The organism is Pantoea sp. ME81 (assembly GCF_903970985.1).
GTDB lineage: Bacteria > Pseudomonadota > Gammaproteobacteria > Enterobacterales > Enterobacteriaceae > Pantoea > Pantoea communis.
This window is the reverse complement of the sequence record NZ_CAJCKS010000156.1, coordinates 1-11231: the sequence shown is the minus strand read 5'-3', so window position 1 is coordinate 11231 and position 11231 is coordinate 1. Positions and strand designations below refer to the sequence as shown.

At 56.3% G+C, this 11231-nt stretch carries 9 protein-coding genes and 2 pseudogenes; 6 read left to right on the top strand and 5 right to left on the bottom strand.

What is annotated here, in order from left to right; all coding sequences use genetic code 11:
- Window positions 1-183 precede the first annotated feature (183 nt).
- A pseudogene (locus H7A81_RS21550) lies at window positions 184-780 on the top strand (inorganic phosphate transporter); the annotation flags it as partial.
- 63 nt (window positions 781-843) lie between these two features.
- On the opposite strand, the gene uspB reads toward H7A81_RS21550, so the two are convergent.
- Window positions 844-1179 (bottom strand): universal stress protein UspB, encoded by a 336-nt coding sequence (gene uspB / locus H7A81_RS21545; protein WP_034819764.1) that lies wholly within the window; start codon window positions 1177-1179, stop codon window positions 844-846.
- A gap of 421 nt (window positions 1180-1600) precedes the next feature.
- Between uspB and uspA the strand changes: the two genes are divergently transcribed.
- Window positions 1601-2038: a universal stress protein UspA gene (uspA, locus tag H7A81_RS21540; RefSeq protein WP_034819767.1), complete on the top strand. Its 438-nt coding sequence runs from the start codon at window positions 1601-1603 to the stop codon at window positions 2036-2038.
- Between the two features lie 102 nt (window positions 2039-2140).
- On the opposite strand, the gene rsmJ is transcribed toward uspA, so the two are convergent.
- Window positions 2141-2890 (bottom strand): 16S rRNA (guanine(1516)-N(2))-methyltransferase RsmJ, encoded by a 750-nt coding sequence (gene rsmJ / locus H7A81_RS21535; protein ID WP_058960645.1) that lies wholly within the window; start codon window positions 2888-2890, stop codon window positions 2141-2143.
- 8 nt (window positions 2891-2898) lie between these two features.
- Window positions 2899-4941 (bottom strand): oligopeptidase A, encoded by a 2043-nt coding sequence (gene prlC, locus H7A81_RS21530; protein ID WP_160833791.1) that lies wholly within the window; start codon window positions 4939-4941, stop codon window positions 2899-2901.
- A 223-nt stretch (window positions 4942-5164) separates the two neighbouring features.
- Here prlC and H7A81_RS21525 point away from each other — a divergent pair, with 223 nt between their 5' ends.
- Together H7A81_RS21525 and H7A81_RS21520 are read left to right on the top strand one after the other, a co-directional pair.
- A complete protein-coding gene (locus H7A81_RS21525; protein ID WP_034819774.1) occupies window positions 5165-6007 on the top strand; it encodes a 23S rRNA (adenine(2030)-N(6))-methyltransferase RlmJ in 843 nt (280 codons plus the stop codon).
- 62 nt (window positions 6008-6069) lie between these two features.
- Window positions 6070-6885 carry a CPBP family intramembrane glutamic endopeptidase gene (locus H7A81_RS21520; RefSeq protein ID WP_182058674.1) on the top strand — a complete coding sequence of 272 codons (816 nt, stop codon included), beginning with the start codon at window positions 6070-6072 and terminating at the stop codon, window positions 6883-6885.
- Here the strand turns inward: H7A81_RS21520 and rnz are convergent.
- Window positions 6882-7793, bottom strand: coding sequence for a ribonuclease Z (rnz, locus tag H7A81_RS21515; protein ID WP_166935210.1), 912 nt, complete (start codon window positions 7791-7793; stop codon window positions 6882-6884). The two genes, H7A81_RS21520 and rnz, sit on opposite strands and share 4 nt — an antisense overlap.
- 125 nt (window positions 7794-7918) lie before the next feature.
- On the opposite strand from rnz, the gene gorA reads away from it, so the two are divergent.
- On the top strand, window positions 7919-9271 hold the full coding sequence (gene gorA / locus H7A81_RS21510; RefSeq protein ID WP_166935208.1) for a glutathione-disulfide reductase: 1353 nt from the start codon (window positions 7919-7921) through the stop codon (window positions 9269-9271).
- A gap of 27 nt (window positions 9272-9298) precedes the next feature.
- On the opposite strand, the gene H7A81_RS21505 is transcribed toward gorA, so the two are convergent.
- Window positions 9299-10297, bottom strand: coding sequence for a LacI family DNA-binding transcriptional regulator (locus H7A81_RS21505; RefSeq protein ID WP_182058673.1), 999 nt, complete (start codon window positions 10295-10297; stop codon window positions 9299-9301).
- A gap of 108 nt (window positions 10298-10405) precedes the next feature.
- Here H7A81_RS21505 and H7A81_RS21500 point away from each other — a divergent pair.
- Window positions 10406-11065 (top strand): annotated as a pseudogene (locus H7A81_RS21500) (SDR family oxidoreductase); the annotation flags it as partial.
- Window positions 11066-11231 lie beyond the last annotated feature (166 nt).

Genomic DNA, 11231 nt, shown 5'->3' with positions numbered 1-11231 from the left:
GATCATGTACTGTTGCTCGTGAGTGTGAGTATGTAGAGTTTTCTGACTGGCGTCAGAGGTCCACATAACATGCAGATTATAGTCTCCTCGTGCCCCCGACACCCCCGCGCTCCACACCAGGCCGTCCACTCGCTCCCTTCGCGACGCTGGTCCGATCTATCGCCGGAAGAGTGTGTGTGAGGGCCGCATGAGTTCCATTGCGACAGCAGTCGTGCGCTGCAAGCCATTGACCGTGCGCAAGTGCTGCTGACTAATCTGAACAGCTACGATCAACTCACCGTTGATCAGCGCAGCCAGATGCGTCGCCTGCTGATGTGCGTCTCAGACACGGCCGATAAAGCCGCGAAGCTGCCAGAGACCACCCCGGACGATAAGCGCTTCCTTAACAAGTTGAAGGGCGATTTGCTGGGCACCGTCGAGTACGCGCCGATCTGGATCATCATGGCGGTGGCGTTAGCGCTGGGCATTGGTACCATGATTGGCTGGCGTCGCGTGGCGACCACCATCGGTGAGAAAATCGGTAAGAAAGGCATGACTTATGCGCAAGGCATGTCAGCGCAGGTCACTGCGGCTGTGTCGATTGGTATCGCGAGCTATACCGGAATGCCGGTTTCGACCACGCATATTCTGTCATCATCCGTTGCCGGTACCATGCTGGTGGATGGCGGTGGATTACAGAGCCGTACGATCAAAAACATCGCCATGGCGTGGGTGTTCACCCTGCCGGTCTGTATTGTGCTGTCAGGTTCGCTCTACTGGATCGCGCTGAAAATTATCTAAGCCTTTAACGGCAAACAAGAGGGCGACTGTTCAACACAGATCGCCCTTTTTTATTGCCGCTATTTAATGCCAGATCGCCAGGCCAACCAGACTCACCACCACCAAAAAACAGAGCCCGCTGGTCAGGACAAACTGCCTGCGTACGCGCTCGCAGCGGCGAATAAATTCGTCGTCGTGATGATCGCGATAGCGTTTATCCCAGATATAACGCACCAGTCGCACCTGCTTGCTCGGCTGACCATGAGACGTGAAGAAACCTGCCCCATCCACATATTGATACAGCAGCGGATCGCAACCGCGCAGCACAGCCAATAGCGAGCGCAAAGAAGAGAAGTAGCGCGCCATATTCACCAGACAAACCACACACAGAGCCCAAAAAAGCGCGATAGTGCTGATCATGTTCCCCTCCCAGCTGGAGCCGCAATGACGTCGAAGGCAGCGGGGAAATGCTGTAGACGCCCCACGGGAAATTAACCAGCCACAGATGAATCGAATTGCATTGTTGTTATGCGAACCCGAGCGCGTTACCCAGACGGCAGTGGCACTCATTTTCAGTGTAGGAGATCTGTTCAATTTTTTTCCAGCGATGATTTTCGTTCACCGCGAGTGAAAATTGCGATAGCGCTTGATCTTCCTCACAAGCGAGCCGTGGATTGCAGCATTTGTTAACAACTCTGGCTATACTCAGGTCATAACAACAGAACGCCTGCAGGGCATAAATTGTGGTTGGTGGCGCTTCATCGCTGTTTCGCGCAAAGGATTTCGCTCGCCGAGCGGCGGGAATTCAGGTAGCCCCAGAATCTTGAGAAGGAGTTTTATCATGGCTTATAAACACATCCTGATTGCAGTAGACCTTTCCCCGGAAAGCCAGTTGCTGGTTGATAAAGCCGTTTCACTGGCCCGTCCTTATGATGCAAAAATCTCGCTGATCCACGTTGATGTGAATTACTCAGACCTTTACACCGGGCTGATTGACGTCAATCTGGGCGACATGCAGAAACGCATTTCTGAGGAGACGCACACCGCGCTGAAAGAACTTTCTACCAACGCCGGTTATCCGATCAGTGAAACCCTGAGCGGCAGCGGCGATCTCGGCCAGGTGCTGGTGGATGCGATTAAGAAATACGATGTGGATTTAGTGGTCTGTGGCCACCATCAGGATTTCTGGAGCAAGCTGATGTCATCAGCGCGCCAGCTGATCAACACCGTGCATATCGATATGCTGATTGTGCCGCTGCGTGACGAAGAAGACGAATAAAAACAGGGCCAGTCATGGCCCTGTTTTTTTGGTAGCGGCGTAATACATCGCGCGTCTTTAAACCCCGCGCGATAAATTACGCCGCAACGCCATCATGCAGAATCATACCAATGGCGGATAAATATCAAAGCGATGGCTTTTGGTGACCACGGCCGATTGGGTTGCAACGCCCGCTAACGGCGGCGCGTAATCCGGGCGTTTCACCACAATGCGCTTCTTCGCCAGACGACGAGCGGGTTCCAGCAGCGCATCGGCATCCTCATCGGGTCCCACCAGCGACTGAAACACCCGCATCTCCTTCTTCACCATCGCGCTCTTTTGACGATGGGGATACATCGGATCGAGATACACCACATCTGGCGCGGGCGTGATATCACTCAACGCCTGCTGACTCACCACATGCAGCAGCGTCAGACGTTCGCGCAGCCAGCCGCCAATCTCCGCATCTTCATAGCCACGACGTAAGCCATCATCGAGCAGAGCCGCAACCACCGGATGGCGTTCCAGCATGCGCACCCGGCAACCCAGCGCCGCCAGCACAAAGGCATCGCGCCCCAATCCTGCCGTTGCGTCGATCACGTCCGGCAAATAGCCACCTTTGATGCCCACCGCTTTCGCCACCGCCTCGCCGCGCCCACCGCCAAACTTGCGGCGATGCGCCATAGCTCCGGTGACAAAATCCACAAAGATGCCACCCAGTTTAGGCTCATCCAGTTTGCGCAGCTCAAGGCGCTCCGGCGTCAGCACCAGGGCCATTACGGCCTGATCGTCATGCTGTAAGCCCCAGCGCTGCGCCAGATGTAATAAGGCGCCGTCTCCGGCGCCTGATTCATCGATTAAACCGATTTTCACAAGCAGGCTTATCCCTGAATTCCGTAGTGTTCCAGCATCGCATCCAGCTGTGGTTCACGGCCACGGAAGCGTTTGAACAGCTCCATTGGCTCTTCGGAACCGCCGCGCGTCAGGATGTTGTCGAGGAACGACTGGCCGGTTTCACGGTTGAAGATGCCCTCTTCTTCGAAGCGCGAATAGGCATCCGCCGCCAGCACGTCGGCCCACAGATAGCTGTAGTAACCTGCGGCATAACCGCCGGCGAAGACGTGGCTAAACGCATGCGGGAAGCGGCCCCACTCCGGGCTTGGCACCACGGCAACCTGTTTCTTCACTTCACGCAGGGTTTCGAGGATTTGCGCACCTTTTTCCGGATTGAACTCGGTATGCATACGGAAATCGAACAGGCCGAACTCCAGCTGACGCAGGATAAACAGCGCCGCCTGATAGTTCTTCGCCGCCAGCATCTTATCCAGCAGGTCTTTCGGCAGCGGTTCGCCGGTCTCGTAGTGGCCGGAGATAAACGCCAGCGCGTCCGGCTCCCAGCACCAGTTTTCCATAAACTGGCTTGGCAGCTCGACTGCATCCCACGGTACACCGCTAATACCCGACACGCCCGGCGCTTCGATGCGCGTCAGCATGTGGTGCAGGCCGTGACCAAACTCATGGAACAGGGTGGTGACTTCATCGTGGGTAAACAGCGCGGGCTTGCCCTGTACCGGACGGTTGAAGTTACAGGTAAGGTACGCCACCGGCTTCTGCAGGCTGCCATCGGCTTTACGCATCTGACCCACGCAATCGTCCATCCACGCCCCGCCACGCTTGTGTTCACGCGCATACAGATCGAGGTAGAAGCTGCCGCGCAGCTCGCCGCTTTCATCGAACAGGTCGAAGAAGCGCACATCTGGATGGTACACATCCACGTCTTTACGCTCTTTGGCGGTGATGCCGTAAATGCGTTTCACTACTTCAAACAGGCCGCTCACCGCACGCTCTTCCGGGAAGTACGGACGCAGTTGCTCATCGCTGATGGTGTAGAGATGCTGTTTCTGCTTCTCGCCGTAGTAAGTGAGATCCCACGGATTCATCTCGTCAACGCCACACTCTTTTTTGGCGAAGGCGCGCAGCTGAGCTAACTCTTTCTCACCCTGCGGACGCGCACGTTTGGCGAGGTCGGTCAGGAAGTCGATCACCTGAGCCGGATTCTCGGCCATCTTGGTCGCCAGTGATTTGTGCGCGAAGGAGTCAAAGCCCAGCAGCTGTGCCAGTTCGTGACGCAATGCCAGCTCTTCGGCCATGATCGGGCCGTTATCCCATTTACCGGCGTTGGGACCCTGCTCAGAAGCACGCGTTGAATAGGCGCGGTACATCTCTTCACGCAGCGCGGCGTTATCGCAATAGGTCATGACTGGCAGATAGCTTGGGATATCCAGCGTCAGCAGCCAGCCTTCTTGTTCTTTGGCTTCGGCCTGCGCTTTGGCCGCAGCCAGCGCGCTTTCTGGCATGCCCGCCAGATCGGCTTCATCGGTGATCAACTTGCTCCAGCCCATGGTGGCGTCGAGCACGTTGTTGCTGTAGGTCGAACCCAGCTCAGACAGGCGCGCGGCGATTTCGCCGTAGCGTTTCTGCTTCTCTTTATCGAGACCGATACCGGAGAGTTCGAAATCACGCAGTGCGTTATCCACCGCTTTCTTCTGTGCGATATCCAGCGCGGCATAGCTGTCGCCCTGTTTCAGATCGCGATAAGCCTGATACAGGCCTTCGTTCTGTCCCACCCAGGTGCTGTATTCTGACAGCAGCGGCAGCGTCTGCTCGTAAGCTTCACGCAGTTCCGGGCTGTTCTTCACCGAATTCAGGTGGCTCACCGGCGAGAAAATACGGCTCAGACGGTCATCCACTTCTGCCAGTGGCTGCACTAAATTGTCCCAAGTGTAAGGTGCACCCTGTGCTACAACGCGTTCAACTTCAGCGCGGCAGTTGTTCAGCGCTTCAGTCACAGCAGGAACCACGTGCTCAGGCTTGATCGCGGAAAACGGGGGTAGCGTGTAAGGGGTGAGTAACGGATTGGTCATAAGCGCAGTCCTTTCTTCATGGAGTGGGGGTGGCGCGCAATGGCGCGACGCAATCTTTCTAACATGCGGTCAGTTAACGTGAAAATCAATGCTACTGAGAATGGACCCGTAAAGAAAAAAGCGCGAGCGCCGAAACGTCAGCAATTTTTACGCAGCGCGGCTATAATCGCGCCACACACGATGTTTTTATCTCCTTTGATCCAACCGCGGACCCCTCTTTTTTATGCTGAGTTATCGCCACAGTTTTCATGCCGGCAACCATGCCGACGTGCTCAAACATACCGTTGAAAGCCTGATCCTCACCGCCCTGATGGAGAAGGAAAAACCGTTTCTCTATCTGGACACGCACGCCGGTGCCGGACGTTACCAGCTGAGCGGAGAGCACGCCGAGCGTACCGGTGAATATCTGGAAGGCATTGCGCGCATCTGGCAGCAGCCGGACGCGCCAGAACTGCTGAAGCCTTATCTGACGGCCGTTCGCAACCTCAACCCGCATGGCACCTTGCGCTACTATCCAGGCTCGCCGCTGATCGCCCGCTATCTGCTGCGTGAAGAGGACAAACTGGAGTTGACCGAACTGCACTCCAGCGACTATCCGCTGCTACGTTCCGAATTCAGCAAAGATGCCCGTGCACGCGTAGCGCGTGGCGACGGCTATCAGCAGTTAAAAGCCAAACTGCCTCCGCTGAGCCGTCGTGGTCTGATTCTGATCGATCCGCCGTACGAAATGAAAAGCGATTATCAGGATGTGGTGAAAGGCATTCAGGAAGGCTACAAACGCTTTGCTACCGGTGTGTATGCGCTGTGGTATCCGGTGGTGCTGCGCCAGCAAATCAAACACATGATTAAAGACCTGGAAGCCAGCAACATCCGCAACATCTTGCAGATCGAACTGGCGGTGCGCCCGGATAGCGATCAACGCGGCATGACTGCCTCCGGCATGATCGTGATTAACCCGCCGTGGAAGCTGAAAGCGCAGATGGAAGAGCTGCTGCCGTGGCTGCATCAGAAGCTGGTGCCGGCGGGTACCGGTCACTACAGCGTGACGCAGATCGTTCCAGAATAACGGGCTTATAGGGTGTGGTTCCTGAGCCGCCCCTTGCCGTTGCCCTTCTAAGGACACTTTTTATGTGGATCATTCTGGCTGGCGCACTCACTGTGCTGTCACCTGCCAAACGCCTTGCCGTACTTCTGCTGTTATTGGCGACGATAATGGGTCTGTTCCAGGATGTGCTGGACTGGCCTGCTCTCGCCATTTTAGGTGCCATCGCTTTGCTGGCGTGGGTGCGGGTGGAAAATCCCACCAACCGTGCCGTGCTGCTGATCAGCGAAGCGCTGCTGGTGCTGATCGCCGGTGGCCTGTTCCTGCATCTGCTGCCTGGCTTTAACAACCCGCGCCAGATCGAGGAGATGCAGGTTGGCCCCAACAGTGTGCCGTTCAGCTTCTACTACAACTTTGATAAAGCGCTGATTCCCTTTGTGCTGCTGGCTGCCTTGCCCACGCTGTTCCGTACGCAGCAGTTTCCTGCGCCGCACAAGATTCTGTGGCTGCTATTACTAGCGGCGATCCCGCTGCTGCTGTACGTCGCGGTGCTGCTGGGTGGACTGGCGATTGAGCCACACTGGCCGGACTGGCTCGGCAGCTTTATGCTGGCAAATCTGTTCTTTGTTTCGCTGGCCGAAGAAGCGTTCTTCCGTGGCTATGTGCAACAGCGCCTGCGCCAGAAAATCGGTGGCGTAGCGGCACTGTTGCTCACCGCACTGCTGTTTGGTCTGGCGCACTTCCCTGGCGGCATGATGCTGGTGGTCTTCGCCACTCTGGCCGGGTTAATTTACGGCCTGGCGTGGCACTGGAGCGGGCGTGTGTGGGTCGCCACCGGCGTCCATTTCCTGTTCAACATGACGCACCTGCTGTTCTTTACCTATCCGGCGTTACAGCACTAAATTTCGAACACCGCGAAATCTCGTGCCAGCTCGGTCGCTGCAAACACCGACTGGCACTCCGCCAGCAGTCTCTCTCGATCACTCGACAAATAACGCGAACTGAAGTGCGTTGCGATCATGCGTTTTGCGCCTGCCAGTTTTGCTACTTCGGCGGCCTGAATCGTAGTGGAGTGGCCGCGACCATTGGCTTTTTCGGCCATTGCAGCTTCCAGCGTGGTTTCATGCACCATCACATCCGCATCAGCCGCCAGCTCAAGTGCCACTTCGGTCGGGCCGGTATCACCGAATATCGCCACCACTTTGCCCCTGGTCGCCGGGCCGAGATACGCTGCGCCGTTAATTTCGCGCCCATCCTCCAACCGGATGCGTTTACCCTCTTTCAAATCCTGATACCACGGCCCACGCGGCACCCCTTCCGCTTTCAGGCGCGGCGCATCGAGGAAGCCCGGTTTATCATGCTGTTCAATGCGATAGCCATAGCACTCCACCACATGATTCATCGGATAGGCGATGACGCGGAACGCACCATCATCCAGCACTTCGCCCGCTTCAATTTCGACGATCTCCAGCGGGAAGCCGGTGTAAGAACCACTGAGACTGAGCGCCGTCTCGACAAACTGTTTGATGCCTTTTGGACCGTAAATGGTCATCGGCTCCAGCAGCCCGGCCATCGAACGGCTGGTGAGCAAGCCCGGCAAGCCAAAGATGTGGTCACCGTGCAGGTGGGTAATAAAGATTTTTTCCAGCTTGCTCGGCTTGAGCGCGGAGCGCATAAACTGATGCTGCGTCGCTTCACCGCAGTCGAACAGCCAGGTGTCGCCCCGTTTCGACAGCGTCAGTGCAATCGCCGTGACGTTACGTTGCAGGCTCGGCGCACCCGCGCCAGTGCCGAGAAAAGTCAGATGCATAATGTCTTCCATGTAAGCGGAACCTGGATTTAACCCTATCACAAACATAGGCTGAACCTTTGCGCCTCTTGCGCAAGCAGCGTTACACTCTATGCCAATTTTCTTCCAACAGATGGACACAACGGATGACCAGACATTTTGACTACCTCGCCATCGGCGGCGGCAGCGGCGGTATCGCCTCAATTAACCGTGCCGCGATGCATGGCCAGAAGTGCGCGCTGATTGAAGCCAAAGAGCTGGGCGGCACCTGTGTCAACGTCGGCTGCGTACCGAAAAAAGTGATGTGGCATGCGGCACAGATTGCCGAAGCTATCCACCTGTACGGCCCGGACTACGGTTTCGATACTACCGTGAATCATTTTGACTGGTCAGTGCTGGTGAAAAACCGCAGCGCCTATATCGATCGCATCCATACCTCTTACGACAACGTGTTAGGTAAAAACAACGTGGAAGTGATCAAGGGCTTCGCCCGCTTTATCGATGCCAACACCGTGGAAGTGAACGGCGAGACCATCACGGCCGATCACATCCTGATCGCCACAGGCGGTCGTCCAAGCCATCCAAAAGTGCCTGGCGCGGAATACGGCATCGACTCTGACGGTTTCTTTGAGCTGGATGCGCTGCCGAAGCGTGTCGCGGTGGTCGGCGCAGGGTATATCGCGGTGGAACTGGCCGGTGTGGTCAACGCACTGGGCGCCGAAACCCATCTGTTTGTGCGTAAGCATGCGCCACTGCGCAGTTTCGATCCGCTGATTGTCGATACGCTGGTGGAAGTGATGCAGGCCGAAGGCCCAACGCTGCATACCGAGTCGATCCCGAAAGCGGTGATCAAGAACGCCGACGGCAGCCTGACGCTGCAGCTGGAAAATGGCCATGAGCAAACTGTCGATTGCCTGGTGTGGGCGATTGGTCGCGAGCCGGCGACCGACAATCTCAACCTGTCCGTGACCGGCGTGGCGCTGAACGAGAAAGGCTATATCAACGTTGATAAGTTCCAGAACACCAACGTGAAAGGCATCTATGCGGTGGGCGATAACACCGGCGCGGTGGAACTGACCCCCGTCGCCGTCGCTGCCGGCCGTCGCCTCTCTGAGCGCCTGTTTAACAATAAACCGGACGAGCACCTGGATTACAGCAATGTGCCGACCGTGGTATTCAGCCATCCACCGATTGGTACCGTTGGTTTGACCGAACCGCAGGCGCGCGAGCAGTACGGCGACGACCAGGTGAAAGTGTATAAATCTTCCTTCACCGCGATGTACACCGCCGTCACCCAGCATCGCCAGCCGTGCCGCATGAAGCTGGTGTGTGTTGGCCCGGAAGAGAAGATTGTCGGCATTCACGGTATCGGTAACGGTATGGATGAGATGCTGCAAGGCTTTGCTGTGGCACTGAAGATGGGCGCTACCAAGAAAGATTTCGACAACACCGTGGCGATTCATCCGACGGCGGCGGAAGAGTTTGTCACCATGCGTTGATCAATGGGGCGGCATTTGCCGCCCTTTTTACTGCATCAGCAACACCGGCACTTCCACCACCGCCACGTCCTGCTCACCGCTCTCCATCAGGCAGAAGACGGTTTCCATCATGCCAGCCACATCCTGTTTCACCATGCTGATGTCTTTACACAACAGCGCGACGAACGGGTCCCAGTCGAAACAGCCAATCGCCGGGTGTTTATCATCGGATAACAGATCCTCAGCACGCAGAAACTGCACCACCCCTTCCAGCGAAATGGTCGAATTCACAAACAGGCCAAATTGCCCCGTTACATACTGCTGAAAGTGATTTTTCAACGCCGTTTGCGCTTTTTCTGGCTCGTAGCCACACAGCAGCAGATTTTCCTCCGGCACAGAAATGCCTCGTTCCTGATGTGCCGCCAAAAAGCCGCGCAGGCGCTCTTTACTGTTGTGATCGCTGGCACGCCCCCCGATAAAAATCAGCGGCTGCGGGCACTTCTCCAGCAGTCTACGCGTCAGGCTCAATGCGCCATTGAAGTTATCCGAAATCACTGAAGGCGCCAGCGAACCGGGCAGATCAAGATTCAGCGAGGGAACGCCCGCGGCCTGACAAAGTGCAGTGATACGATCTGGATCGGTGGCTCCGGTCACCACCATGTAATCCACCTGCCAGGAGAGCATGGTGCGCGCCGCTTCGAGTTCCAAATCAGGATCGCGCTGCGTGCAGGTAATGACCGGGAACAGGCCGCGATCGCGCGCCATCTGCTCAAAACTTTCCACGATTGAGCCAAAATAGCGGTTGTCGTATTTGGGCACGATCATACCGATGGTTTTCGAGCGCGTGGTTCGCAGCATGCTGGCCTGTCGATTCAGCGCATAGCCCTGCTCTTGAGCAATCCGGTTCACTTTTTCTGCAGTGCTGGCGCTGATGCGTCGCTTCTTCCAGTTACCACTCAAAATCGCGCTCACCGCACTCGCCGAAACCCCGGTGAGTTCCGCGAGGTCATAAATGGTGGTTTTCTTGTTTTTACCGATCCCCGTCACAGAACCCATCCCATAATTGCGCTTTTTGTTGCTGGTTAAAAGTCGGGGTGATAGTTGTGCTTCATCGATTGAGCACCACCTAAAACGCCATAGATAAAGGATTATAAGATGAACGCGAACCTCTTCTCCATGCATAACCCACTCAACGGAAAAGTCGCCGCCATTACTGGCGCTGCCTCCGGTATCGGTCTGGAATGCAGCAAAGTGCTGCTGCAAGCCGGGGCTAAAGTCGTCCTGATCGATCGTGACGGCGACAAGTTACAGCAGCTGGTGGCGGAACTAGGCCCTCAGGCACTGCCATTGCAGATTGACCTGATGGACGGCAAACAAGTTGACGGGATTCTCGACGACATTCTCAAGCTCACGGGCCGTCTGGATATTTTCCACGCCAACGCCGGTGCCTACATTGGCGGACCAGTGGCGGAAGGCGATCCCGATATCTGGGATCGCGTACTGAAACTCAACACCAGCGCGGCCTTCCGCTGCGTGCGTTCGGTGCTGCCGCATCTGATCGCGCAGAAATCGGGCGACATCATTTTCACCAGTTCGATTGCGGGCGTGGTGCCCGTGGTCTGGGAACCGATCTACACCGCATCGAAATTTGCGGTGCAGGCCTTTGTACATTCAACCCGTCGTCAGGTGGCGCAGTATGGCGTGCGCGTCGGTGCGGTGCTGCCGGGTCCGGTGGTCACCGCCCTGCTCGATGACTGGCCGCAGGAGAAACTGGAGGACGCGCTGGCCAATGGCAGCCTGATGCAGCCCATTGAAGAGAACTGAATAGCGTCGTGTAGGGAAAGAGTTAAGTGTCTTGTGTAGCGAAATGGTGTGTGTGTGCCAAAGTAAGGCTAGTAGTACCAAGGATAATCTCATTGTCGCCGATACAAAACATACGTCTGAGCTCTCAGCCCAAGGACTCCAACACTCAGCATGCATC